Raw genomic sequence first — 24912 nt, 5'->3', positions numbered from 1 at the left:
TGGTCACGGGGTGGGCGACGGCATCTTCCGCCCACTCGACGGTGCGGCGCGTTCACCGGGTGGACGCCCGCGGTTCGCCGGTCCGCCACCCGCCCTGCCTAGGGTCGTGGCGTGCGCCGGAGGCCGGGTGCGAGGGGTGGGGGACGATGTCGAGGGCGACGCAGGCGGGGCGGCCGCGGGTCGACCCGATGCGTCCCGTGCTCGACGGCCGCGACGTGTGCCTCGACCCGCCGGCGTCGGCACAGGTCTGGCTCGGCACCGGGGTCGGACGCGGACACGGCTTCAGCGAGATCGCCGTGCCCGGGGTGCGCCTCGCGCGCGGGGACACCCTGGTCGCCGTCGAGCTCACGGCCGTCCGCCTCGACGTGGTGCGCTCCCTCGGCGATCGGGGGGCGGCGTGCCTGCCCGTGGTGCCGGGCGGCTCGGCGGTCGGGCAGGTCGTCGAGGCCGACGAGCACGCCCGCGCCCACGACGGCCGACGGCTGCGGCCCGGCATGCGCGTCGTCTGGTCCGGCACGGTGGCGTGCGGTCGGTGCGTCCCGTGTCATCGGGGTCTGACCTCGGCCTGCGTCTCGGGGGAGCGGTACGGCGAGGAGCGCACGCGGCGCAGCTGGCAGTTGTCCGGCACGGTCGCGAGCCACGTGCACCTGCGCCGGGGGACCACCGTGGTGGTCGTCGCCGACGACGTGCCCGCGGCCGTGCTCGCCCCGGTGGCGGGCGTGACCGCGACGGCCGCGGAGGTGCTGCACCGCGCCTCCTCGGTGCTCGGACTCTCGGGGGTGCCGTCACTCGCGGGCCAGGTCGTCGTCGTGTCGGGGGCGGGTGCCGTCGGACTGGTCGCGACGGCCATGGCCACGGACGCCGGGGCGCGCGTCGTGGTCGTCGACCCCGAGGAGGCGCGGCGCGAGCGGTCGCGCGCGTTCGGCGCCGTCGCCGTGTCCGACCCCGGGGCGGCGACCGGGCCGCACGCCCTGTCTCGCGTGCTCGCGTCGGTCGACCGGTCGGGGCGTCACCGCACGGTGGGGCTCGCCTTCGACGGGGTCGCGGCGGCGTCGGCCCTGGTCGAGCGGGTGGCCGTCGGGGGAGTCGTGGTGCTGGCGGGGGCGGCAGCGCGCGGCGGGGAGGTCGGCGTGAGCGGTGCCCGGCTGGTCGAGGGGCTCGTCACGGTCGGCGGCGTGCGCGACGCGGAGCCGGAGCGGCTCGACTCGTCCGTGGCGTGGGCGACCGAGGCGTGGCGGCGGTGGCCGCTGGGGTCGCTCGTGGGCGGGACGATCCCGCTGGCGGAGGTGGGCACGGTGCTCGCCGCGGCGGACGCGGACGACCGCCTGGTCGGGGTCGAGCCCGGGTAGGCCACCGGGTGGGGCCCGTCGCGTCTCGCGTACCCCCTGTCTCGGCGGTCCGTCGCCCGGAGCGGCGTCGCCGGTGGCGTCAGGAGGCGCGGGTCAGGAGGCGCGGCTCAGGCGGTACAGCACGTGCGGCCGGAGTGCGTGGCCCGGCGGGAGGGCGGGGTGCTCGAAGTCGTCGGCGGGGTCGTGCGTCATGCCGAGGCGGCGCATCACGCGGCGGGACGGTTCGTTGGTCGCCGTCGTGAAGCTGACCAGGGCGGGCAGGTCGGCGCCGGCCGGGTCGAACGCGAACCGGACGACCTCCCGGGCGGCCTCGGTGGCGACGCCTTGACCCCAGGCCTCGCGGGCGAGTCGCCACCCGATCTCGACCTGCCCCACGAGCGCGGGGTCGAACGAGGGACGGGACAGCCCGACGAAGCCGACGAACGCACCCGAGTCGCGACGCTCGACGGCCCACAGCCCGAAACCGTCCGCCTCGATCGCGGCGTCGAGCCGGTCGACCAGGGCGTCGCTCTCGGCACGCGTGCGGGTCGAGGGGAAGTACCTCATCACCTCGGGGTCGGCGTTGAGGGCCGCGAACGGCGCACGGTCGGCCTCGTGCCAGCGGCGCAGCAGCAGGCGGTCGGTGGTGAGCATCCCGTGACGCTAACAGCGGCTGCGCTCAGGTGACGCAGTGCCGACGCGACGACGAACCCCGTTCCGAACGATGCACCCGGAAGAAGCGGGGTGCATCGTTCGAGACGGGGTTCGTGGGGGGAGGCGCGGTGCGGCGGGGGCGCGTCAGCCGCGGTCGCGAGGCCGACGCAGCCGCAGGGCGACCCCGAGCGCCACGATCAGGAACGCCGCGAGGGCGATGCCGATCCACTCGCCCGAGCCGGTCCAGGCGAGCCCGACCGGCGACGCCACGACGGTGCCGCCCGAGCCCGTGCCCGTGCCCGACCCGCCGCCACCCGGCGTGCCCGTGCCCGGTGTCCCGCCACCCGGCGTCCCCGGGTCGCCCGGCACCGCCGCGGCGAGCACCGTCAGGGTGGCCCGGGCGATCTGTCCCGTCCCCTCGAGCTCGACGACGTGCGTCCCGGGTTCGAGGTCGGCCGGCACGACGAACCGCAGCACGCCGACCCCGGCCGCCGTGGCCGTCGTGGCACCGATCGACTGCGGCTCCGAGAACACGGTGCCCGCGAGGTCCTCCCCGGCGACGAACCCGGTCGCCGTGATCGACACCGTGTCGCCCGGGCGGGCGGTCGCGGGGTCGAGCGTGCCGGGCACGACGACCTTCGTCGGCTCGACGACGTCCAGGTCGATGCCGAGCACCGTCGCGAACCCGGCCAGTGCCACGTCCGGCAGACCGCGCTGCAGCGCGTTCTCGGCGTCGGCCGTCAGGGCCGCCGACCCGTCGACCGCCGTGCCGTCCACCATCGCCTGCTGGGCGAGGTCGCGGGCGACCGACACGAGGGCGTCCGCCGTGGACATCGCACCGAGGTCGGTCCCGCCGACCGGGGCGACGGCGGCGAGCAGGAGGCGCAGCGCGGCGGCGGCGTCCGTCACGGCACCGTCGCCGTCCCACACGTCGGCGTCGAGCACGGCCTGCACCGCCGCTCGGGAGGCGCCCTCGGGCAGGGAGGCGACCAGCGCCTCCAGACGCTCGCGGGCACCGTCGGTGCGCAGGCCCCAGCCGTACGGGTAGAGCGGCTCGTAGTCGGCGTCGCCCACGTTGATCGGCACCTGGTCGGCACGGGCCGCCCAGGTCACGGGCAGGCGCCCGGTGAACGGTCGGTCGCCGAACAGCACGTCGGCGACGCCCGCACCCTCGGAGCCCGGCAGCGATGACGCGACGACCGCGTCCGCGACGCTCACGACGTCGCCGAGCAGTTGCGGTCGGCCCGAGACCACGAGCACCACGCACGATGCGGCAGCGGCGCAGACCTCGTCGACGATCGCCTGGTCGGAGGCCGTCAGCGACAGGCTCGAGCCGTTGTTCGGCACGTCGCCCTGGCCCTCGGCGTACGGACGCTCGCCGACCACGACGACACCGGTCTGACCGGCGCCGATCGGTGCCGAGGCGTCGGGGCTGAGGGTGACCGAGGCGCCGGGAGCGACCTCACGGATGCCCTCGGCGATGCTCGTGCCCGTCGTCGTGTCGCCCGATCCGCCCTGCCAGCTGATCGTCCAGCCGCCCATCTGGCGGCCGAGGTCGTCCGCGCTGGAGCCGGCCACGTACAGGTCGGCGTCCGCGGCCAACGGCAGCGCGCCTCCGGCGTTCTTCAGCAGCACCTGCGACTCGCCGGCGGCCTGACGGGCGACGGCGCGGTTATCGGCCGAGCCGACGCCGTCGACGTTGGTGCGGTCGGCGAACGGCTGCTCGAACAGGTTGAGGTCGAACTTCTGCGTGAGGATGCGACGCACGGCGTCGTCGACCCGCGACTCGGCCACGTCACCGGAGCGGACGGCCGCCACGATCGCGTCGATGAACGCGCCGTAGTTGTACGGCGCCATCGCCATGTCGAGCCCGGCGTTCACCGAGCGCACGGCCTTGTCGGCGTAGCTGCCGCCGGGCAGCTTGTCGATGCCCTCCCAGTCGCTGATCAGGAAGCCCTTGAACCCCAGGTCGCCCTTCAACAGGTCGTCGTTCAGTGCCGCGTTCTCGTGCATGCGCACGGGCCCGTCGCCCAGGTCGACCGCCGAGTACGACGGCATGATCGTGCCCACGCCCGCCTCGAGTGCCGGCAGGTACGGGTCGACGTGCAGCCGGGTGAAGTCCTCGAGCGAGTCGGCGTGCGTGACGCCCTGGTCGATCGGGTACGCACCGGTGCCGGCCACGGACTCGTCGTAGCTCGTGCCGCCGTCTCCGGCCCAGTGCTTGGCCGTGGCCAGCACCTCGTCGGCACCGCCGATGTCGGTCGGGTCCTCACCCTGCAGGCCGATCACCGACGGGGCGGCGAAGGTGCGAACCAGGTCGGGGTCCTCGCCGAACGACTCGTAGCTGCGGCCCCACCGCTCGTCGCGGGACACGCAGAGGCACGGGGCGAAGGTCCACGGCACGCCCGTCGCGCGCACCTCGGTCGCCGTGACCTCGGCGATCCGCTCGACGAGGGCCGGGTCGCGGGTCGCGCCGAGGCCGGTGTTGTGCGGGAAGATCGTCGCGCCCACCACGTTGCTGTGGCCGTGCACGGCGTCCACGCCGTAGACCATCGGGATCTGCAGGCGAGTCGACAGGGCCTCGCGCTGGTAGGCGTCGACCATGTCGGCCCAGGCCACCGCGGTGTTGCCCTCGGGCACCGAGCCGCCACCGCTCAGCAGCGAGCCGAGCGCGCGTCCGCTGACGTCCTGCGGCGACGACAGCCCGAGCCGCTCGGCCTGCGCCATCTGGCCCACCTTCTCGTCGAGCGTCATGCGGCCGAGCAGGTCGGCGACGCGGTCGGCCGTCGGCAGCGACGGGTCGAGGTACGGCAGGTCGTGCGCGCCGATCACGACGCGCGGACCGTCACCGACCTTCGCCGTGGTCGAGGCCAGCGCGATCGCGAACTCCTTCGACTCGGCGGCCCCCGAGGAGGCGCGGGTCGACACGGTCACGGGTTGCGCCGTCCCCGAGGCGGTCCCCGCCGCGAAGGTCACGGTGCCCGAGGCCGCGTCGTAGTCGGTGCCCTCGACGGCCGTGCCGTCGGCGGTCGACCACTCGACCGACACGTCCGACGCCAACGGCTCGTCGCCCGCCGTCGTCACGGTCAGCGGGATCTCGACCGAGCCGCCGGCGTCCACCAGGTAGACGTCCTGCGACGGGTCGACCGTGACGGACGCGGCGCTCGCCGGGGTGCCGTAGAGCTGCGTGTCGTCGAGGGCGTAGCCGACCGGGGCGGGCGTGCCCGGGGTGAAGGTGAACGAGTAGCCGAACGCGCTCGTCAGGTCGAGGGTGCCGTTCGTCGTCGCGGCGTCACCCGGCTGGTAGCCGGACGGCGTGAACGCCGAGAAGGGCAGCTCGACGAGCTTCCAGCGGCTGGTGCTGCTGCCCCAGTTGTCCTTGAAGGTCGTCGCCCACAGCTCGCTGGTCTCGGCGGTGTCGCCGCCGGCCGGGTCGCCGTCCTTGAGCTCGACCTTGATGTCGGCGCCCGCCGTCGGGGAGGCCGGGTTGTTCGCCTGCGAGGCGTACCACCAGAAGCGCAGGCCCTGGTAGCTCGACCAGTCCTGGCTGTCGGCGAGGTTGTGGCTGAGGCCGCCGTAGCCGCCGGCCGGGATCGACGAGGTGCCGCTCAGCACGTGGTTGTCGGCACGGCCGTCGCGCTCCTGCACGGTGACGTCGCGGCTGATGGTGGGCTCGAGCGGCGCGGGCGAACCCCAGGTGAAGAAGCCGAGCGGGTCGGCCGTCGTGCCGAGCGGGACGTCGCCCTCGAAGTCCTCGATCATCGTCGCGCGCTCGAAGAGGGCGACGTCGTCGACCTGCCAGGTGCCCGCGCCGAGGCCGGTCAGGGTCACGGCGAAGCCGGTCGACGCCGACGGGTCGAAGCGCAGGTCGCTGGACGGCTGGCCCTTCTGACGGAGGTCGGCGAACAGCACGCTGACCTGCTTCCAATCCGCGCTGTCGTCGACGACGGTCTGCTCGAAGAGGGCGCCGTCGCCGTTCTTCAGCTCGTAGCGCAGGGGCAGGCCCGAGGCGGCGCCCTTGAACCAGAACGAGAAGCCGTCGTGGTCGCTCCAGTCCGTGGCGGGGACGTCGTGCGAGAAGCCGAACCAGCTCTCGGCGGTGGTCGGGCCGGCGACGGTGACGCGCAGGGCCTGGACGCCGGTCGCTCCCTCGCGCTGCGCCTCCCCGGTCTCGAGGGTCGGGGTGACGGCGGGGCTCTGGCCCCAGCCGAAATAGCCGCTCGGCACGCCGCCCTCGAAGTCGTCGAGCACCGTGCTCGCGCCGACGTTCGGCAGGGTGCCCGTCGGGGTGAGCGCCACGGTGAGCGTGGCCCGCGTGCCGACGACCGTCGGGTCGCTCGGCTCGGACGCGGTCAGCTCGATCGACCTGCGGGGCGTGAGGGCGCCCGTCGAGGTCGTGACGAGGTCCACGGAGGCGCTGGTCTCGCCGGGCGCGAAGGTGACGGTCTCGTCGAGCGCCGTGTAGTCGGTGCCCGCCACCGCCGTGCCGCCGGTGGAGCGCACCCGGACGGTGACCGGCTCGTCGCTCGGACCGGTCAGGCTGAGGCCCGCGGTCAGGGTCTGGCCGGCCGCGACGGTCGCGGTCGACCGGTCGAAGGTGACCGAGCGCGTCTCGGCCTCACCGAAGACCTGCAGGCCGAAGGCCGAGTAGCCGTAGAAGTGGGGGCGCGCCGGGTCCCAGGTCGCGGCCGACCGGTGCAGCATGCTGACGCGCACGTACCGGGCCTCGGTGGGCGTCGACAGGGTCACGTCGTCGCGGCCGCCGTCGCTCGCGACGGTCTGCGCGGTGGTCCAGCTCGCGGGCAGGGTCGGGTCGCCCGACGTGACGTCGACCGTGTAGTCGGTCGCGTACGAGGCCTCCCAGTCGAGGCCGATCGCGTCGACGCGGGCGGTGCCGCCGAGGTCGAGGATCACCGACGCGGTGAACTCGACGTCCTCGTCGGGCCCGTTGCCGCTCGCCCAGCGGGTCGCCGGATCGCCGTCGATGAGGGCCTCGGCGGGGAACGTGCCGTCGCCGTCGGCCTGGCTCGCCGAGGCGGTCACCGTGCCGAAGCGGGCGAGGTCGACCGGTGCGGCCTGCGCGGCGATCGCGGGCAGGCCGCTGAGCAGCAGGGCCGCGGCGGCGGTCCCGGCGGCGAGCGCCAGACCGCGGCGCGGACGGCGCGGGGCTCGCGACCGAGGGGTCGAGGAGGAGCGGGCAGGGGCAGCGGACACGATTACTCCCTTGTAATCACGGCTGTCTCACGACAGAGCTGGAGCCACCCCCGAACGAGGGCGGCTCACGTCTGGCTCATCGTAGGGTCACAGGCGACTCGAGGGCAATGGGGCCCGTGGGGGCTTGACGCGACCGGCCGACAGCGCACCGCGTCCCGTGCACGGCACCCCGTCTCGACCGGGTGCGGTGCACGACACGCGGTGCGGTGACGGACGCGGCGCGGCAGGGCGGCACGCGGCGTCAGGCCGACGCGGTGCCGGGGGTCCGGCCGCTCGCGGCCCGGGCCCGCGCGGTGTCGCTGCGCGGACCGACCGGCACCGACCTGGTCGCCCGGGCCAGCCCCGACGGTGCCATGCCGACGTACATGCTCTCGGCGCGCTCGACCACGAAGGTCTCGTGCCAGATGCCGACGGCCCCCGGGGCCTTGCGTGCCCGACGGTTGAACGCCGTCCAGGCCGGCCGGTGCGCCTGCTGCGGCGAGCTGGCATAGGCGTAGAGCTTCTCGAGCGACGTCCAGTACTGCACGAGCACCGGCCCGCCACGTCCGAGCGTCAGCCTCATGCCCGCGAGCCCGCTCTCGGGATCACGGAACAACTCGGTGAGCATCGGTCCCATCGCCGCGAACACCGGCCCCCACTGGTCGGGCCGCCACCAGCGGTTGACGGTCATGCCGATCAGGAAGACGACGAGTTCGCCGTCGTGCTCGTGCGTGGTGCGGCCCGGGTTGACTCTCGACATGATGTCTCCTTAGATGGATAGTAGTGCTCTCCAATATTGGAGAGTCGCGCTATCCAATGTCAAGGGGCAGTCCGTGCGCATCTCCCAGCTCGCCGAGACGACCGGGGTGCCGGTCGCCACGATCAAGTACTACCTGCGCGAGGGGCTGCTGCCCGAGGGCGAGCGCACCAGCGCCACCCAGGCCCGGTACGGGGACAACCACGTGCGCCGCCTGCGGCTCGTCCGGGCGTTGCTCGGCGCGGGCGGGCTCAGCGTCGCCGGCGCGCGCGCCGTCCTCGGGCAGCTCGACGGTGAGCACGAGACGGTCGCCGAGGTGCTCGGCGTCGCCCAGTCGGCCGTCACGACGACGGCCCCAGAGGGCGTCGACCTGTCGCGGGCCGAAGCGCTCGTGGCCGGGTGGGGGTGGACGATCGATCCGGGGTCGGCCGACGTGCTCGCCGCCCTCGAGGTCGCGGTCGACGGACTCGAGGCCGCGGGGTTCGAGCTGCCCGACGGGACGCTCGATGGCTACGCGCGGTCGATGGCCGAGGTCGCCGAGGCCGAGATCGCGGGCATCCCGGTCGATTCGGTGGACGCCGCGGTGCAGTACGTCGTGCTCGGCACCGTGTTGGTCGAGCCGCTCCTGCTCGCCCTGCGCCGCCTGGCCCAGCAGGACGCGTCCTGGCGCCGCTTCGGGCCCTGACACCGCGCCTCCGGCTGGTCGCGTCCGGCTGGTCGCGTCCGGCTGGTCGCCTCGCGCCGGCGCCCTCAGGAGGCGCGGGTGCGGTCGCGCAGACCGACGAACGACACCAGGGCGCTCACCCCGAGCAGCACGGCGACCACGATCACGACGCGATGGAACCCGCCGACCGTGAGCGCGCCTCCGGCGATGACCCCGAGGAACGCGACCGCGACGAGCCCCGCCACGCGCGAGATCGCGTTGTTGACGGCGGAGGCGATGCCCGACTGGCCGGCCGGGATCTGCGACAGCACCGTCGAGGTGAGCGGAGCCACGGTCACCGACAGGCCGAAGCCGAACAGGACCACGCCGGGCACGACCTGCCACCAGACGTCGATCGGATCGGCGACCAGCAGCATCCAGAGGAATCCGCTCGCCGTGATCAGCGGCCCGACCGTCATGAACGGGCGCGGGCCGTGGGTGGCGGCGAGCGTGCCGAACAGGGTCGAGAACAGCAGCGACACGATCGTCGTCGGCAGGGTGACGAGCCCGGCCAGGGTCGCCGTCAGACCCGCCAGCTCCTGCACCACCAGGGGGATGGTCAGGGTGCCGAGGCTGAGGGCCGCGTAGATGCCGACGGTGGCCAGGTTGCCGACGGTGAAGGTGCGGGTCCGGAACAGCGTCAGCGGCATCATCGGAGCGGGTGAGCGGCGCTCCCACCAGACGAAGGCGGCCAGCGCGGCGAGGCCGACCACGAGCGGCGTGACGACGAACCAGGTGCCGAACCCGACCCGCTGCCCCTCGATGAGCGCGAAGACCGGTCCGGCGAGGCCCACCGCGGCCAGCACGGCGCCCACGACGTCGACCCGCGGGGGAGCACCGTCGCGCCCCCGGTGGGCGTCGCCGGGCAACCGGGTCATCAGCACGAGGGTGAGGACGACGGGCACGACGACGACGGCGAACACCCAGCGCCAGCCGAGCGTGTCGACGAGCGCGCCTCCGGTCAGCGGACCGATCAGGAACGCGACGCCGGTCCAGGCCGTCCAGCTGCCGATGGCCTTGCCCTGCGCGGGGCCGCTGAAGGTCGAGGTGATGAGGGCGAGGCTGCTCGGCACGAGGAGGGCCGCGGTCACGCCCTGCAGGGCCCGGGCGGCGATCAGCAGGCCCGGGTCGGGGGCGAGGGCGGCGAGCACGCTCGTCACGGCGAAGCCGATCAGGCCCGCGCGCAGCACCCGCACCCGGCCGAACGTGTCGCTGAGCGAGCCGGCCACGAGCATGAGCGACCCGAGCGTCAGCAGGTAGGCGTCGACGACCCACTGCTGCAGGGCGAGGCCCGCGCCGTCGTCGGCCGTCGCGCCGCCTCCCGTGCCGGTGCCGAGTTCGCGGGCGATCGCGGGCAGCGCCACGGTGACGATCGAGCCGTCGAGGAACGCCACGAACGAGGCCAGCACGGCGACCACGAGGACGACCCGCCTGCCGCGCAGGGTCGCGGCGTCGCTCGGGGCGGGGGGAGGTGTGCTCATGCTGCACTCAACACCCGACGGGCGCCGATCGATGCCCCGTCGTCCGACGGCCCGGCCTCACCCCTCGCGGACGACGTCGTCCGGCGACTTGTCGGGCCGCCACCCGCGCCAGCTCGGCTGCCGCAGCCGCCCGGTCGAGGTCCACTCGGCGATCGACACCTCGCCCACCCGCGACGGGGTGACCCAGTGGGCGCCGCGGGCGTCCACGGCGGGCACGCCCACCAAGGGGCTGGTCTTCCGCTCGGCCGCGCGCAACGCCGGCAACAGCTCGTCGAGCTCGCGGTCGGTGAACCCCGTGCCGACCCGGCCGACGTAGTGCAGCCCGTCCTCGCCCGGCACGCCCATCAGGAGCGAGCCGACGCCGTCGGCCCTCCGGCCGGCACCGGCGCGCCAGCCCGCGATCACGACCTCCTGCGTCTGGTGGTGCTTCATCTTGATCCAGGCGCGGGACCGTCGACCGGCGCTGTACGTCGCGTCGCGCCGCTTGGCGACCACGCCCTCGAGGCGCAGGCGCTTCGAGGTGGCGACCGCCGCCTCCAGGTCCCCGTCGAACGCCGGGGGCACGTCGACGGCCCCGCCGCTCTCGACGATCCGCTCGAGCACCTCACGCCGGTCGTCGTACTCGTCCTTCACGAGCGAGCGCCCTTCGGCCCGCATGACGTCGAACAGCAGCAGCTTCACCGGCGCGCCCGCGGCGGCTCGCGCCACGTCGCGCGACCGCGTCAACCCCATGCGCGTCTGGAGCAGGCCGAAGTCGGGGCGACCCTTCTCGTCGACGGCCACGATCTCGCCGTCGAGCACCGCGCCTCCTTCGCTGTCGACCCGCTCCGCCAGCACCTGCAGCTCGGGGTAGGCCGGGGTGAGGTCGTTGCCGTTGCGGCTGGTCAGCGTGACCGCGCCGTCGTGGACGACCGCCACGGCGCGGATGCCGTCCCACTTCATCTCGAACGCCCACCCGCCCTCGGACACGTCGTGCGCGTCGCCCGTCGTCGCCAGCATCGGCGCGACCGGGTCGGGTGCCGGGAACTCCTGCTTCCCGTCGCGAGCCGAGGAGGCGCGGCCCGACCCTCCGGGGGAGCCGCCGGTCGCGTGCGCCGCGCGTGAGGACTTGCCGGCGTCGCCTCGCCGATTCGCCCGCGCGGACGGCGGCAACTCAGGGGATCGCGCGTCTTCGGTCGTCTTCCGGGCTCGATGCGGTCGTCCTCCTGAATTGCCGACGGAAGCGCCGTCGTGCGAGCCGACGTCGCCCGCGTCGTCCTTCATGCGGTGGATGAGCCAGTTCGATTCCGCCCGCCCACCGCCGTGGCCGGTGTGGATCAGCGCGACGCGTCGGGTGCCGCGCTGCTCGCCGTGCAGCACGACGATCACCTCCTTGCCCTCCCGCCACTTCTCGAGCTCGTACTCGCCGGAGTCCCAGATGGTCACCTCGCCGGCGCCGTACTCGCCCTTGGCGATCGTGCCCTCGAAGGTGCCGTACTCGAGCGGGTGGTCCTCGGTCTGGACGGCGAGGTGGTTCGTGCCCGGGTCGTCGGGCTCGCCCTTCGGCAACGCCCAGCTGACCAGCACGCCGTCGTGCTCGAGGCGGAAGTCCCAGTGCAGCGAGCTGGCGTGGTGCTCCTGGATGACGAAGCTCGTGCCGTCGGTCGAGGCAGGGGCCTCGGCGGGCACGGGCTCGGCGGTCTTCGACGCGTCGCGCTTCGAGCGGTAGACCTCGAGGCGGTCGCGCACCTTCTCGGAGGGGTCGTGGTCGGGGGCCTCGGTGTTGCGGAAGTCCTCGCCCAGCTCGCCCGAGGGCACCGGCACGTGCGCCGAGACGTCGGCCAGGGGGTCGCCGCGCCGCTTCAGGCGCGAGAGCACGTCGGTGTACTCGAGCTGCGCCAGGGTCTTCGACGCGAGTTCGCGCCAGGTGCGAGGCATCGCCACGGTCGGCCGGGACCGACCCCGCAGCGAGTACGGGGCGACCGTCGTCTTGTTGCCGTTGTTCTGCGACCAGTCGAGCAGCACCTTGCCCCGGCGGTCGGCCTTGCCCATGGTGCTGAGCACGAGGTCGGGGTGGTCGGCCTCCATCGCACGGGCCAGTTCGTGGGCGACCTCGCCGACCTGGGCACTGGTCTGCCTCCCGTCGAGCCGGGCGTACAGGTGCACGCCCTTGCTGCCGCTCGTCACGGGCATCAGCTCGAGGCCCATGCCCTCGACGATCGGCTTGAGCAGCTGCGCCACGGCGACGCACTCGGCGAGGCCGACGCCTTCACCCGGGTCGAGGTCCAGCACCAGTCGGTCGGGGTTGCGCTGCGCCCCCTTCGGGCCGAACCGCCACTGCGGCACGTGCACCTCGAGCGCGGCGACCTGCGCCAGCCAGGTGAGCGTCGCGACGTCGTTCACCATCGGGTAGACGTTGGCGTGGTCCTTGTGCTCGAGGGTGTGCCGGGCGACCCAGTCGGGCGCGGAGTCGGGCAGGTTCTTCTCGAAGAACACCTCGCCGTCGACGCCGTTCACCCAGCGCTTGCGGGTGGCCGGCCGCCCCTCGACGTGCGGCAGCATCCACTCCGCGACGGCGGCGTAGTAGCCCAGGACGTCGGCCTTGGTGGTGCCGGCATCCGGGTAGAGCACCTTGTCGAGGTTCGTCAGCTGCAACCGGTGCCCGCCGACCTCGACCGTCTCGCCGCGTCCCTTGCCCGCCATCGCGCGCCTCCCTGTCTCGTGTGTTCCTCGTTCNACGACGGGGACCCGCCGGATCGACCACGGCCCGCCTCCCCGCGGGGCGGGACGACGGGCCGTGGCGTCGTCGGGACGACGGAGCCGAGGAGGCGCGGATCAGACCGCGGGCATCGCTCCGGCGATCGTGATGGTCGCGCCCGAGGTGTAGCTCGACTCCGGGCTCACCAGGTGCACGTACGCGGCGGCGAGCTCGGCGGGCTGGCCGGGGCGACCGAACGGCGCCTGGCCGCCGAACTCCGACACCGTCTCGGCGTCGTCGGAGCCGGGCTGCAGGGGCGTCCAGACCGGGCCGGGGGAGACCTGGTTGACGCGGATGCCCTTGGGCGCGAGCTGCTGCGCGAGCCCCGAGGTGAAGACGCCGATCGCACCCTTGGTGAGCGCGTAGTCGATCTTGTCCGGGCTCGGCTGCGTGCCCTGCACCGAGCCGGTCGTCACGATCGACGAACCGGGCTCGAGGTGCGGGATGGCGGCCTGGGTCAACCAGAACAGCGAGTAGACGTTGGTCTTGATGGTCGAGTCGATGTCCTCTGTGGTGAGCGTGAGGATGTCGTCGTTGCTCTTCATCCGGCCGGCCACCATGACGAGGGTGTCGAGCCCGCCGAACTCGTCGACGGCCTTCTGCACGAGGTCCTTGCAGTACTGCTCGTCCGAGATGTCGCCGGGGACGAGGACGGCCTTGCGCCCCTCGCCCTCGAGCAGGTCGCGCACCTCCTCGGCGTCCTTCTGCTCGCTGGGAAGGTAGCTGAGCACGAGGTCGGCGCCCTCGCGGCTGAGCGCGATCGCGGCGGCGCGACCGATGCCCGAGTCCGCGCCGGTGACGACGCCGCGGAAGCCGGTGAGGCGCTCCTTGCCGACGTAGCTGGTCTCGCCGTGGTCGGGCTTGGGGTCCATCTTCCAGGCCTCGCCCGGCAGCGACTGCTCCTGCTTCGGGAACGGCGGCGCGGGGTAGAGGTCGACCGGGTTCTTCTTGTCGTATTGGCTCATGACGTCCACGGTGCCCTCGCCGCGCCTCGGCCGCTCGGGGGTCTGTACCCCACCGGTGGTCATTCGGAGCGCACGCGGAGAAAGATGAGCGTCATGCGATCGATCTGGAAGGGCGCGATCACGTTCGGGCTCGTCAACGTCCCCGTCAAGTTGTACAGCGCCACCGAGGACCACGACGTGTCCCTGCACCAGGTGCACGACGCCGACGGTGGCCGCATCCGGTACCAGCGGAAGTGCGAGATCTGCGGCAAGGTCGTCGACTACGAGCACATCGACAAGGCGTACGACGACGGCGACCGCACCGTGGTGATCACGGGTGACGACCTGAAGTCGCTGCCCGAGGAGCGCTCGCGCGAGATCGACGTGCTCGAGTTCGTCCCGAGCGACCAGGTCGACCCGATCATGCTGGACCGCAGTTACTTCCTCGAGCCGGACGGCACCTCGCCCAAGGCCTACGTGCTGCTGCGCCGGACCCTCGAGGAGACCGACCGCACGGCCATCGTCCACTTCTCGCTGCGGCAGAAGACCCGGCTCGCCGCCCTGCGCGTCCGCGGCGACGTGCTGATGCTTCAGACCCTGCTCTGGGACGACGAGGTGCGCGAGGCACGGTTCCCGGCGCTCGAGAAGCAGACGCGCGTCAGCGACAAGGAACTCGACATGTCGTCGTCGCTCGTGGACTCGTTGAGCGACGACTTCGAGCCCGCGGACTTCAGCGACGACTACCAGGAGCAGTTGCGACAGCTGATCGACGCGAAGCTGGAGGAAGGCGAGTCGCTCGACACGGACGCCACCTTCGGCGAGAAGCCGGAGGACGACGACGAGGGCGGCGAGGTCATCGACCTGATGGAGGCGCTGCGTCGGTCGGTCGAGAAGAACCGGTCGGGCGGACATCCGAAGCCGACCAAGAAGGCCGCGTCGACGTCGGCGACGAAACCCGCCGCGAAGAAGTCGCCTGCGAAGAAGGAGCCCTCGAAGAAGGAGTCCTCGCGGTCGACGTCCGGAGGGTCGGGTTCTGCGGCGAGGAAGAAGCCCGCCTCGTCCGCCTCCGGCAAGAAGGCGGCCCCGAAGAAGAAGGCCGGCTGACCGCGACGGTCAGTGTTCGCGGAGCGCCTCGATCAGGTCGGCCTTCTTCAGGTCGGAGTAGCCGGTCACGCCGAGTTCCTTCGCGCGTGCCTTGAGTTCCTCCACCGTCCAGTCGTCGTACGACCCGGACTTCCCGCCCTTGGCGGCCACCTTCTTCTCGCTGTTGCCCTTCTGGGCGGCGGCGTTCGAGATGCGCGCGGCCTTCTCCTTCGACGCCCCCTCGTCGCGGAGTGCCTCGTACATGTCGGGGTTCTTCAGCTGCGGGGGAGTCTCGTCCTTCGGTGTCATGCGCCCGACCGTACGCCCGGCGCGGCGGCTTGTCGCACCCCTAGGCGCCGAACTGCCAGCCGGTGACGTCGGGGTGGTCCTCGCCGTGCTCGTAGGCGTACGCCCGGGCCGCCTCGCGCCGCGACTCGACGTCCGCCACCAGCTCGGGGTGCTCGTCGGCCAGGCCCGGTACGCGGTGGAGCACGTCGAGCACCAACCGGTAGCGGTCGATGTCGTTGAGCATGGCCATGTCGAACGGCGTCGTGGTGGTGCCCTTCTCCTGGAAGCCGCGCACGTGCAGGTTCGCGTGGTTCGTGCGGCGGTAGGTGAGCCGGTGGACGAGCGACGGGTAGCCGTGGAAGTCGAAGACGATCGGCTTCGAGGTCGTGAAGAGTGCGTCGAAGTCGTCGTCCGTGAGGCCGTGCGAGTGCTCCCTCGCGTCCTGCAGCCGCATCAGGTCGACCACGTTGACGACGCGCGTGGTCAGGGACGGCAGCACCTGACGGAGCAGGTCGGCGGCCGCCACGGTCTCGAGGGTCGGCACGTCGCCCGCGCAGGCCAGCACCACGTCGGGGTCGACCCCGTCGACGGGAGTCCCCTCGGTGCCCGCCCACTCCCAGATGCCGACGCCGCGTCGGACGTGCTCCTCGGCCTCGGGCAGCGACAGCCAGGCGGGGGATTCCTGTTTGCCGGCGACGATCACGTTGACCGTGTCGGTCGTGCGGAACGCGTGGTCGGCGACGGCGAGCAGCGTGTTGGCGTCGGGGGCCAGGTAGATGCGCACGAGGTGCGCCTGCTTGTTGACGACGACGTCGAGGAACCCGGGATCCTGGTGCGAGAAGCCGTTGTGGTCCTGCCGCCAGACGTGCGACGACAACAGGTAGGTGAACGACGAGATCGGCGCGCGCCAGTCGATCTCGTCGGCACTCTCGAGCCACTTCGCATGCTGGTTGAACATCGAGTCCACGATGTGCACGAAGGCCTCGTAGGTGTTGAGCAGCCCGTGGCGCCCGGTCAGCAGGTAGCCCTCCATGAGTCCCTGCAGCAGGTGCTCGCTCAGCACCTCCATCACGCGGCCGCTTCGGGCCACGTGCTCGTCGTCGGGCCAGATGTCGGCCGCCCACACCCGCTCGGTCACGTCGAACACCGGGTCGAGTCGGTTGGACACCGTCTCGTCGGGCCCGAAGAGACGGAAGGTCGACGGGTTGTCGCGCACGATCTCGGCGAGCCACCGGCCGAGGACGCGTGTGGCCTCGGCCTGGGTGCGGCGATCGTCGGAGGTCTCGACCGCGTGCGCACGGTAGTCCGTGAGGTGCAGGTCACGACGCACGAGACCACCGTTGGACGCCGGGATCGCGCTCATGCGCTTCGCTCCCCGCGGGCGGAGTCCGTCGAGCCAGGCCACCGGCCGACCCGTCTCGTCGAAGAGCTCGTCGGCGCCGTACGACCGCATCCAGTCGTCGAGCTGCGCCCGGTTACCGTCGTCCTCGCGCACGCCGCTGAGCGGCACCTGGTGTGCGCGCCAGGTGCCCTCGACGCGCTCGCCGTCGACGACCTTCGGGCCCGTCCACCCCTTGGGGGTCCGCAGCACGATCATGGGCCACCGCGGGCGTGCGGTGCCGTCGCCGTCGCGGGCCTCCCGCTGCAGCTCGTCGATGCGGAGGAAGGCGTGGTCGAGGGCGGCGGCCATGCGCTCGTGCACCCGCATCGGGTCCTCGCCGTCGAAACCGCCCGCGACGACGAGCGGCTCGTATCCGTAGCCCCGCATCAGCTCGAGCAGTTCGCCCTCGGGGATGCGCGAGAGCACCGTCGGGTTGGCGATCTTGTAGCCGTTGAGGTTCAGGATGGGCAGCACGGCCCCGTCGTGACGGGCGTCGAGCAGCTTGTTCGCGTGCCAACTCGCCGCCAGCGGCCCGGTCTCGGCTTCTCCGTCGCCGATCACGCAGACGGCGACGAGGTCGGGATCGTCGAGCACCGCCCCGTAGGCGTGGCTCAACGAGTACCCGAGTTCACCGCCCTCGTTGATCGACCCCGGGGTCTCGGGTGCCGCGTGCGACGGGATGCCGCCCGGGAACGAGAACTGCGTGAAGAGCTTCTGCAGTCCCGCCGCGCCTTGCGTCACCTCGGGGAACAGCTCGCTGTAGGTGCCCTCGAGGTACGTGTTGGCGACCATGGCCGGCCCGCCGTGCCCCGGGCCGCAGACGTACAAGAGGTCGCGGTCGTCGCGCCGGATCACGCGGTTGAGGTGCGCGTAGACGAAGCTCAGCGCGGGCGACGTGCCCCAGTGGCCGAGGAGGCGCGGTTTGATGTCGTCGCGCGCGATCGGCCGCGTGAGCAGCGCGTTGTCCATCAGGTAGATCTGCCCGACGGTCAGGTAGTTGGCGGCCCGCCACCACGCGTCGACGAGAGCGAGGTCGTCGGGGGTCGCCGGTGGCATCGGCGTCGAGTGGTCGTTCGTCACTGGCCCTCCATGTCGTCGGTGGTGCCCTCACGGCTCATCTCGTCGATGGTGATCGCCGCGTTGACGAGGGCGAGGTGGCTGAGGCCCTGCGGCACGTTGCCGAGGAACTGCCCGTCGTCGGCGCTGATCATCTCGGTCAGCAGGCCCACGTCGTTCGGCTGCTGCACGAGCTGGTCCATCAGCTCGACCGCTTCCTCCTGACGGCCCACGCACGCCAGGGCGCTGGCGAGCCAGAAGGCACAGGCCACGAACGTGCCTTCCTCCTGATCGACCTCGCTGTAGCGGAACAGCAGGGGGCCGGCCGAGAGCCCGCGCTGCATCGCGTCGATGGTGCGGGACATGCGCTCGCCGCGGTCGAAACCGCTGGGGGCGTGCAGCAGCACCGACGCGTCGAGCTTCTCGCTGCCCGGGTACATGACGTACGAGCCGATCTTCTCGTTCCAGCCGTGCTCGGCGACCCAGTCCTCGATCAGGTCGCGGTTCTTCCGCCAGAAGACGACGTCCTCGGGGTCGGGGTGCATCTGGCCGACCTCGGTGAGGTGCAGGGCGGCGTCGATGGCCTGCCAGCAGCCCATCTTGCTGCTCACGTAGTGCTGCTCGTCCGGCAGCTCCCACATGCCCGAGTCCTTCTCCTGCCAGCGGCGGCAGGCGTCGTCGGCGAAACCGGCGAGCAGGTCGCCGGTGGACTCGTCGAGGATGTTGCCGTCGGCCGCGTACTGGCTCATGATCGCCAGGATGTCGGCGTAGGTGCCGAGCTGCAGCTGCTCGCCCGCCGGATTGCCCTTGTAGACCGGGCCGATGCCGCGCCAGCCCTCGGACCCCGTCTCGTGGGTGCCGTCCGGCACCGAGCCGTCGAGGTTGAGGAAGATGTGCATCGTGCGGCCGTTGGCCTTGAGCGCCGAGAGCAACCACGAGACGGCTGCCTGGGTCTCTTCTCGCAGGCCGAAGCGGACGAGCGCGTTCACCGTGTAGGCCAGGTCGCGTACCCAGGCGAAGCGGTAGTCCCAGTTCTTGTCCCCGGTGAAGTTCTCGGGCAGGGCCGCCGTGGCGGCTGCCGCGATCGCGCCGGTGGGGCTGAAGATCAGCAGCTTGAGCGCGAGGGCGCTGCGCTGCACGGCGTCGGACCACGGGCCGTCCCAGTTGAACTCGTCCGACCAGGTCTGCCAGTTGCGGACCGTGCGGTCGATGCCCTGGTCGACCACGTGCGGGTCGGGCAGGTGCAGGGGTTCGTCCTCGACGCCGCAGAGACAGATCAACGAGCGCGACCCCTCGTGGGTGGTGAACTCGCCCCAGAACCGGTGCGGCCCGCCGTGGGCCTCGCCGTCGCCGGGTTCGACCGAGTCGAGGCGGCCGTGCTCGAAGCCGACGAGCGCCAGGTTGATGTCGGCGGCGCGCAGGACCGGCCCGTGCAACGTGTCGACCCGGCGGATCGGGTGCGTGCCGAACGTGTTGCCCGGGATCACCGCCCAGCGCATGGCGACCGACCCCGTCACGCCCTCGATGCGGCGGGCGAGCTCGGCCCAGGGCAGGCGCCCCGCGATGCCGGTGACCAGCGCGTCGGTGATCTGGACGACACCCGTGGAGGTGCGGAAGCGGGTCACGAGGACGTTCGTGTTCTCGACGTACTCGCGCTGCACCTCGAAGTCGTCGTCGACGGGACGCAGCTCGATGCGTCCGCCCTTGCCGGCGTCGACGATGCCGGAGAACACCGGGTCGCTGTCCATGTCGGGCATCGGCAGCCAGTCGATCTGGCCGTCGCGGGCGATGAGGGCGACGGTCCGGCCGTCGCCGATGGCGCCGTAGGAGCGCAGCGGCACGTAGCCGTCGTCCCGGGGGTCGGGGCGGTGCCATTCGCCGGCGGCGGCCGTCGTCGCGCCGAAGTGGTCGGCCTGGATGTCGTCGGTGGTCTCGAGGGTGTCCGTCACGCCTCCTACGGTGGCCCAGCGCGCCTCCTCGTGCCCGTCCCTCGCAGTGTTCTGTGTGCCAACAACGGCCTCCGTACCCCTGGGGGCGAGAAAAGGAGCCGGTGGACATGTCGGGCGGGTAGACCGGTCGGATGCCTCTTCCGACCGGAACCACGTCCGAGCCCCGCCTCTTCTTCGACGCGAAGGCCACGCTCGGCGAGAGTCCCGTCTGGGACGTCGACGCCCACGAGCTGGTCTGGACCGACATCACGAACGGCCTCCTGCACCGCACGTCGGCCGACGGCACGAGGGACACGACCGTCGTCGTCGACCCGCCCCTGCCGAGCTTCCAGCGTCGGCGCGGCGGTGGCCTGATCGCGGCCCTCGACGACACCGTCGTCGTCATGCGGGACGACGGGACCGAGCAGCGGACGATCGCGACCGTCGACCACGCCGACGAGCGCCTGCGCCTCAACGAGGGCAAGTGCGACCCGTTCGGCGCCTTCGTCGTCGGTGCGACCGACCCCGAGGGCAGCCCCGTGGCCGGTCTCTACCGCGTGGCCCCGGACGGCACGCTCACGCAGCTCCGCGACGACTTCGCCACGACCAACGGGTTCGAGTGGAACGACGACGGCAGCGAGATCTACCTCACCGACACCGGCGACGACACGATCTACCGAGCCTCGTGGGATGCCGACGGCACCCTGGGCGAGCTCGTCCCGTTCTCGTCCCAGGGCGCCCACGACGGCCTGGCCCGCGACGAGCGGGGAGAGTTCTGGGGTGCCATCTACGGCGAGGGCAAGGTGGTGCACCTGGACGTCGACGGTGGTCTCGTCGACGAGATCACCCTCCCGGTGCCGAACGTCACCGGCATCGGCTTCGGTGGTGACGACCTGCGGACGTTGTTCGTGCTGTCGGCCCGCGAGGGGCTGAGCGACGAACAGCTCGAGGAGTTCCCGCTGAGCGGCGGCATCTTCGCGCTGGACCTCGACCGGGCGGCTCGCCCGCCGTTCCTGTTCGGCTGAGACCGCCGCCCGTGCGGGCGGGCCCCCCGGGGACGCCCGGCCCGTCGCCCCTGCGACGACCCTCCGACGCGACGACGCCCGCCCGGTCAGCCGATCGGGCGGGCGTCGTCGTGCCGACGGCGCGTCCTCAGATGCGCCCCACGAGCTCGTCGCGCGGCACGACGCCCGCCGCGATGACGGCCCGGGCCGCGTCACGCGCCTCCTCGACGTTCCAGAGCAGCACGCCCTCGACCGCGCCGTCGTCGCCCAGGTAGTACGCCACGGCCTCGCCCTCGCCCTTGTCGTCGACGATCGTCTCGAGCGACGCGTCGAGCGTGCCGACGGCCTCGTACGAGAGGTCGAAGACCTTCGAGTAGTAGTACGGCGTGTGGTCGTAGACCTCGTCGGCGCCGGTCATGTTGCGACCGACGACGGGGCCCTGCGACTTCGCGTTGTCGACGTGCTCGACGCGGCGGCGCCCGAGGATCGCGTCCGGGTACGAGGCCACGTCGCCGGCGGCGAACACGTTCGGGTCGCTCGTCCGCAGGTGCTCGTCGACCACGATGCCGTCGTCCACGGCCAGACCCGCGTCGGCCGCGAGCTGGTCGTCGACCGAGATGCCGAGCCCCACGACGACCGCGTCGGCGTCGAGGGTCGAGCCGTCGTCGAGCCGGAGGTGGACGCCGGCGTCGTCGGCCGTGCCGCTGTCGACGCGACGTCCGCGCGCCAGCTCGACCCGCGCCTCCTCGAATCTCTTCTCGAACGACGAGGCGAGGGACGCGGGGAACACCGATCCACCGAGCACGTCGTCGGGGAAGACCAGCGTCACGCGGGTGTCGTTCTGCACGAGGGCCGCGGCGAGCTCGGTGCCGATGTAGCTGCCGCCCACGACGACGACGTGCCGGCCGCCGCCCGAGAGCGAGCGGAGTCGGCGGTAGTCCTCGGCGGTCCGGAAGTACACGACGCGGTCGTCGTCCGGCAGGTCGAGGGCGACGGGGCTGCCTCCGGTGGCGAGCAACAGGGCCCCGTAGCCGATCACGTCGCCGCGGTCGGTGGTCACGGTGCGGGCCTCGCGGTCGATCGACTCGACGAGCGTGCGCAGCCGGATCTCGGCACCCGAGTCGGCGACGGTGCCGAGAGCGTTGTCGGCCTCGGTGTAGTCGGGGTCGGTCCAGAGCTTCTTCGACAGCGCCGGGCGCGTGTACGGCGCGTCGACGTCGGCGCTGACGATCAGCACCGACGCGTCCGGGGTGGTGTCGTGGATGGCCTTCGCGGCGGCGTCGGCGGTCATGCCGCCGCCCACGATGACGTGGTCGAACGATTCGGTCATGGGGTCGTCCTCTCGACGAGAGAGGGCACCGCCCGGGAGGCGCGGGTGGCGCGCTCCCGGACGGTGCCCTCGTGAGGTGGTCGGGTCAGTTGGCGACGGCGCCGACGCGGTCGAGGCCCTCGGCCGCGGCGTCCTCGTCACGCTGACGCGTGTCGTCCTGGCGGGCGTCCTTCTCGGGGTGGCGGTTCTCGGCGCCGGTCATCCAGGCGAGCTGCTCGAGGCGCTCGAGGATGCTGTGCAGCACGTCGGCCGTCGTGGGGTCCTCGTCGTCGACGTCGTCGTGGACCGTGCGCATCGTGCCGGTGACGGCGTACATGCGGTCGACGATGAGGTCGACCACCGCGGTGGTCTCGACGGGGCCCGCGGGGAACTCGGGCAGGCTCGTGCCCCGGGTGACGGTCGAGGTGCGGCCGTCGGGGATCAGGTAGACGGCGCGCATGCGCTCGGCCACCTCGTCGCTGAACTCGCGGGCCGCGTCGACGATCTCGTCGAGCTGCAGGTGGAGGTCGCGGAAGTTCGAGCCGAGCAGGTTCCAGTGCGCCTGCTTGCCCTGGACGTGCAGCTCGATGAGGTCGACGAGGACCTTCTGCATGTTGTCGCGGAGTTGGTCGGATCCCTGGAACATGATGTCTCCCGTTCGTCGTGGGTTCGTGCGGAGTCGTCGCACCGGTGGGTGCGACGTGGACGGTAGACCGTGGGCCCGGGCGATGGCTCAGCCTTCGGGGGACAGCTCGACCGGCGGCGGGTGGGGACGCCGGGGCGCGTCGGCCCGAGGGGTCGCCGGTGCATGCCGTCCCGAGCCGGTCCAAGGGGTCGCTCGCCGCCGTGATCGACTCGTGATCGAGGGTGCTGGAGCCCGGACCGTACTGGATGGTATGTTCGCCTGCATCGGCACCGAAGCCGACGCCCGGCCGTGGGTACCCGATCCGTGGCCATGCTCTGAGGGGGGCTGACATGGCACGAGCGGTACCCGGACGCGCCGACCGTCACGGTTTCGACGCGGTCGAGATCACGAGGCTGCGACGAGAGATCGAGAGCGCCTGGGGGGCGTTCGACGACATCGAGCAGATGGACTTCGCCCACCGGGTGAGGGTCGTCCACGGGCTGACCGACTCCCTGCCGGACGCGGCGAGCGCGGCGGCCCGCGCAGGGCTCGGGCGACTCGCCCTGGCGCTGCTCGACGACGCGTCGGAGTTCCCGCCGCCGTGGGCGTCGATCTGCGGCCGCTGGGACGTCACGCTCGAGATGGCCCGGGCCGCGGTCGAGTCGATCGCCTGGCCGGAGGGCGAGCCCTGGGGCGAGCTGCCCCTGGTGGGCACCGCCGCCTGACGACGCCTACCGTGGCGGCATGAGCTCCACACCGTCGCGTGGCCACGGACGTCGCCGGGTCGGCCTCTGGCGCTTCGTCCGCACGGTCGTGCTCGACTACCGGTACGTCTGGTGGGTGCACCTCGTCCCGCGGTCGGGCCGGGTGGTGCCGCGTCGCTACCGGGACGGCGACCGTGAGCCCGTCCTGCTGCTGCCCGGCGTCTACGAGACCTGGCGCTTCCTCCGACCCGTGGCCGACCGGCTGAACGATCGGGGTCACCCGATCGTCGTGGTGCCCGGCATGGGCCACAACCGTCGTCCGATCGCGGCCACCGCCGAGGTGGCCCAACGCATCCTCGACGCCCACGACCTGCGGGACGTCGTCGTGCTGGCCCACAGCAAGGGCGGGCTCGTCGGCAAGACCATGATGGTCTCGACCGACGCCGAGCGACGCATCACCCGCATGGTGACGGTCAACAGTCCCTTCTCGGGGTCGCGCTGGGCGAGGGTGCTGCCGGTCAGGGCGCTGAGGCCCTTCTCGCCCCGGGACGCCGACCTGTTGCGGCTCGCGGGACAGCGTGAGGCGAACGGGACCATCACGTCGATGGCGTCGCGGTTCGACGCCCACGTCACCGAGGGCAGCGTCCTGCCGGGGGCCGTCAACCTCGAGTTCCCGGTCGACGGCCACTTCCGGCCGCTGGGCCACGCGCGGTGCGTCGCGATGATCGTGCGCGAGGTCGAGGCCGGGGCGGGCTCGGCGGCGTCGGCCGAGGCGTCCTAGCCCTCGACCCAGCCGAGGGCCCGCAAGGTCTCGTGGGGCCGTTCGACGTGGGCGAAGTGCCCGCAGTCGGCGAGGAGGGTCGTCCGGGCGTGCCGCACGACGTCGGCCAGGCGGTCGAGGTCGGACGACCGGGCGAAGACGTCGTCGGCTCCGCTGACGGCGGCGACGTCGCACTCGATGCCTCGCCACCGGGTCGCGTCGTACCCCTGCCCCGACCTCGAGGCCGCCAGGAAGCCCCGGGGCCTGAGCTCGGCCACGAACGCCTCGAGCACCGAGCGTGGGACGCGGTCGACGTGGCGGAAGACGGGTGACGACAGTGTTCGCAGCAGTCCGATGCGGGCCGCGCCGCGCAGCAGGGACGCGGAGGCGCGGGGCAGCACCCCGAACGCCGCGCGCAGCAGCGTGAAGGCCGGCAGCCGCACGAGGCCCCGCACCGGGTGCGTCACGGCGTCGATCGCCGAGAAGGACGTGGCCGACACGACCGAGACGCTGAGCACCAGGTCGGGTCGGACGGCCGCCAGGTGCAGGGCGACGAACGCGCCCATCGAGTGACCGACGAGGTCGAACTCGGTGACGCCCAGCGCCTCGGCGACCTCGACCACCACGGCGGCGGCCGACTCGACGTCGAGGCCCGGGTCCGGCTCGGGCGAGGCGCCCCACCCCGGCAGGTCGATGAGCACCGGGCGGGAGACGACCGCGTCCACCTCGCGGGCGGCCTGCAGCAGGGGGGTCCACGTCGTCCACGAACCGGCCGCCCCGTGCAGCAGGACGGTCGCCCGGCGGCGCGAGGACCGGTCGGCCGACGCCGTCGCGTGGTGCACGACCGTCCGGCCGTGTGCCGTCTCGATCGTCGAGCGGGTGAGCCCGAGGGCACCGGGCTCGGTCACCAGCGCGAACGGGGCGTAGCGGTCGAGGGTCGGGTCGGCCACCCCTGTCGCCCGGCCCCGTCGCATCGT

General features: G+C 72.6%; 18 protein-coding genes. 6 read left to right on the top strand and 12 right to left on the bottom strand.

Annotation, left to right across the window (positions count from 1 at the left end):
* Positions 1–188: 188 nt before the first annotated feature.
* The gene (locus IFT79_RS00590) at positions 189–1349 is read left to right on the top strand and encodes a zinc-binding dehydrogenase (RefSeq protein WP_192122658.1); all 1161 of its coding nucleotides are present in this window, start codon (positions 189–191) and stop codon (positions 1347–1349) included.
* Positions 1350–1442: 93 nt separating this feature from the next.
* On the opposite strand, the gene IFT79_RS00585 is transcribed toward IFT79_RS00590, so the two are convergent.
* From IFT79_RS00585 to IFT79_RS00575, 3 genes are all read right to left on the bottom strand, one after another.
* Positions 1443–1982 carry a GNAT family N-acetyltransferase gene (locus tag IFT79_RS00585; RefSeq protein WP_192122657.1) on the bottom strand — a complete coding sequence of 180 codons (540 nt, stop codon included), beginning with the start codon at positions 1980–1982 and terminating at the stop codon, positions 1443–1445.
* A 144-nt stretch (positions 1983–2126) separates the two neighbouring features.
* Positions 2127–7196, bottom strand: coding sequence for a glycoside hydrolase family 3 N-terminal domain-containing protein (locus IFT79_RS00580; RefSeq protein WP_192122656.1), 5070 nt, complete (start codon positions 7194–7196; stop codon positions 2127–2129).
* Between the two features lie 241 nt (positions 7197–7437).
* Entirely contained in the window at positions 7438–7935 is a 498-nt protein-coding gene (locus IFT79_RS00575; RefSeq protein WP_192122655.1) for a DUF4188 domain-containing protein, read from the bottom strand.
* Between the two features lie 73 nt (positions 7936–8008).
* Between IFT79_RS00575 and IFT79_RS00570 the strand changes: the two genes are divergently transcribed.
* The gene (locus IFT79_RS00570) at positions 8009–8617 is read left to right on the top strand and encodes a MerR family transcriptional regulator (protein WP_192122654.1); all 609 of its coding nucleotides are present in this window, start codon (positions 8009–8011) and stop codon (positions 8615–8617) included.
* A gap of 65 nt (positions 8618–8682) precedes the next feature.
* Here IFT79_RS00570 and IFT79_RS00565 read toward each other — a convergent pair whose 3' ends face one another.
* The 3 genes from IFT79_RS00565 to IFT79_RS00555 all read right to left on the bottom strand — a co-directional run bounded on the left by IFT79_RS00565 (position 8683) and on the right by IFT79_RS00555 (position 13818).
* Entirely contained in the window at positions 8683–10116 is a 1434-nt protein-coding gene (locus IFT79_RS00565; protein ID WP_173152434.1) for an MFS transporter, read from the bottom strand.
* 57 nt (positions 10117–10173) lie between these two features.
* Positions 10174–12798, bottom strand: coding sequence for an ATP-dependent DNA ligase (locus tag IFT79_RS00560; RefSeq protein WP_192122653.1), 2625 nt, complete (start codon positions 12796–12798; stop codon positions 10174–10176).
* A gap of 132 nt (positions 12799–12930) precedes the next feature.
* Positions 12931–13818, bottom strand: a complete 888-nt coding sequence (locus tag IFT79_RS00555) for an SDR family oxidoreductase (RefSeq protein ID WP_056049091.1) — start codon at positions 13816–13818, stop codon at positions 12931–12933.
* Positions 13819–13911: 93 nt separating this feature from the next.
* Here IFT79_RS00555 and ku point away from each other — a divergent pair, with 93 nt between their 5' ends.
* Entirely contained in the window at positions 13912–14901 is a 990-nt protein-coding gene (gene ku / locus IFT79_RS00550; RefSeq protein ID WP_192122652.1) for a non-homologous end joining protein Ku, read from the top strand.
* 9 nt (positions 14902–14910) lie between these two features.
* On the opposite strand, the gene IFT79_RS00545 is transcribed toward ku, so the two are convergent.
* Genes IFT79_RS00545 through IFT79_RS00535 form a run of 3 tightly spaced genes read right to left on the bottom strand, consistent with a single transcriptional unit; the run spans position 14911 to position 19446 of the window.
* A complete protein-coding gene (locus IFT79_RS00545; protein WP_056048240.1) occupies positions 14911–15189 on the bottom strand; it encodes a DUF7218 family protein in 279 nt (92 codons plus the stop codon).
* A gap of 40 nt (positions 15190–15229) precedes the next feature.
* Positions 15230–17605, bottom strand: a complete 2376-nt coding sequence (locus IFT79_RS00540; RefSeq protein WP_192123098.1) for a phosphoketolase family protein — start codon at positions 17603–17605, stop codon at positions 15230–15232.
* 20 nt (positions 17606–17625) lie between these two features.
* A complete protein-coding gene (locus tag IFT79_RS00535; protein ID WP_277960220.1) occupies positions 17626–19446 on the bottom strand; it encodes a glycoside hydrolase family 15 protein in 1821 nt (606 codons plus the stop codon).
* Positions 19447–19685: 239 nt separating this feature from the next.
* Between IFT79_RS00535 and IFT79_RS00530 the strand changes: the two genes are divergently transcribed.
* The gene (locus IFT79_RS00530; RefSeq protein ID WP_159826868.1) at positions 19686–20558 is read left to right on the top strand and encodes an SMP-30/gluconolactonase/LRE family protein; all 873 of its coding nucleotides are present in this window, start codon (positions 19686–19688) and stop codon (positions 20556–20558) included.
* A gap of 127 nt (positions 20559–20685) precedes the next feature.
* Here IFT79_RS00530 and IFT79_RS00525 read toward each other — a convergent pair whose 3' ends face one another.
* Together IFT79_RS00525 and IFT79_RS00520 are read right to left on the bottom strand one after the other, a co-directional pair.
* Positions 20686–21867, bottom strand: a complete 1182-nt coding sequence (locus IFT79_RS00525; RefSeq protein ID WP_192122651.1) for an NAD(P)/FAD-dependent oxidoreductase — start codon at positions 21865–21867, stop codon at positions 20686–20688.
* Positions 21868–21952: 85 nt separating this feature from the next.
* Positions 21953–22492 (bottom strand): Dps family protein, encoded by a 540-nt coding sequence (locus IFT79_RS00520; RefSeq protein ID WP_082460542.1) that lies wholly within the window; start codon positions 22490–22492, stop codon positions 21953–21955.
* 329 nt (positions 22493–22821) lie between these two features.
* On the opposite strand from IFT79_RS00520, the gene IFT79_RS00515 reads away from it, so the two are divergent.
* Both IFT79_RS00515 and IFT79_RS00510 read left to right on the top strand, forming a co-directional pair.
* Complete coding sequence (locus tag IFT79_RS00515; protein WP_056048233.1) at positions 22822–23196, top strand: hypothetical protein; 375 nt, start codon at positions 22822–22824, stop codon at positions 23194–23196.
* A gap of 19 nt (positions 23197–23215) precedes the next feature.
* Positions 23216–23956, top strand: a complete 741-nt coding sequence (locus tag IFT79_RS00510; RefSeq protein WP_159826866.1) for an esterase/lipase family protein — start codon at positions 23216–23218, stop codon at positions 23954–23956.
* On the opposite strand, the gene IFT79_RS00505 is transcribed toward IFT79_RS00510, so the two are convergent.
* Positions 23953–24909, bottom strand: a complete 957-nt coding sequence (locus tag IFT79_RS00505) for an alpha/beta fold hydrolase (RefSeq protein WP_123571816.1) — start codon at positions 24907–24909, stop codon at positions 23953–23955. The two genes, IFT79_RS00510 and IFT79_RS00505, sit on opposite strands and share 4 nt — an antisense overlap.
* Positions 24910–24912: the final 3 nt, after the last annotated feature.

Source organism: Frigoribacterium sp. CFBP 8759 (genome assembly GCF_014841655.1).
GTDB lineage: Bacteria > Actinomycetota > Actinomycetes > Actinomycetales > Microbacteriaceae > Frigoribacterium.
The sequence above is the reverse complement of the archived record's forward strand: the minus strand, read 5'-3'. Positions and strand labels throughout refer to the sequence as shown.

Bases quoted from the DNA above. Each gene is read 5' to 3' on its own strand.
- IFT79_RS00515 (WP_056048233.1), top strand. From the start codon at position 22,822: ATGGCACGAGCGGTACCCGGACGCGCCGACCGTCACGGTTTCGACGCG.
- IFT79_RS00520 (WP_082460542.1), bottom strand. From the start codon at position 22,492: ATGTTCCAGGGATCCGACCAACTCCGCGACAACATGCAGAAGGTCCTC.
- IFT79_RS00565 (WP_173152434.1), bottom strand. From the start codon at position 10,116: ATGAGCACACCTCCCCCCGCCCCGAGCGACGCCGCGACCCTGCGCGGC.
- IFT79_RS00590 (WP_192122658.1), top strand. From the start codon at position 189: ATGCGTCCCGTGCTCGACGGCCGCGACGTGTGCCTCGACCCGCCGGCG.
- IFT79_RS00560 (WP_192122653.1), bottom strand. From the start codon at position 12,798: ATGGCGGGCAAGGGACGCGGCGAGACGGTCGAGGTCGGCGGGCACCGG.
- IFT79_RS00545 (WP_056048240.1), bottom strand. From the start codon at position 15,189: ATGACACCGAAGGACGAGACTCCCCCGCAGCTGAAGAACCCCGACATG.
- IFT79_RS00530 (WP_159826868.1), top strand. From the start codon at position 19,686: ATGCCTCTTCCGACCGGAACCACGTCCGAGCCCCGCCTCTTCTTCGAC.
- IFT79_RS00540 (WP_192123098.1), bottom strand. From the start codon at position 17,605: ATGCCACCGGCGACCCCCGACGACCTCGCTCTCGTCGACGCGTGGTGG.
- IFT79_RS00575 (WP_192122655.1), bottom strand. From the start codon at position 7,935: ATGTCGAGAGTCAACCCGGGCCGCACCACGCACGAGCACGACGGCGAA.
- IFT79_RS00555 (WP_056049091.1), bottom strand. From the start codon at position 13,818: ATGAGCCAATACGACAAGAAGAACCCGGTCGACCTCTACCCCGCGCCG.
- IFT79_RS00510 (WP_159826866.1), top strand. From the start codon at position 23,216: ATGAGCTCCACACCGTCGCGTGGCCACGGACGTCGCCGGGTCGGCCTC.
- IFT79_RS00525 (WP_192122651.1), bottom strand. From the start codon at position 21,867: ATGACCGAATCGTTCGACCACGTCATCGTGGGCGGCGGCATGACCGCC.
- IFT79_RS00505 (WP_123571816.1), bottom strand. From the start codon at position 24,909: ATGCGACGGGGCCGGGCGACAGGGGTGGCCGACCCGACCCTCGACCGC.
- ku (WP_192122652.1), top strand. From the start codon at position 13,912: ATGCGATCGATCTGGAAGGGCGCGATCACGTTCGGGCTCGTCAACGTC.
- IFT79_RS00585 (WP_192122657.1), bottom strand. From the start codon at position 1,982: ATGCTCACCACCGACCGCCTGCTGCTGCGCCGCTGGCACGAGGCCGAC.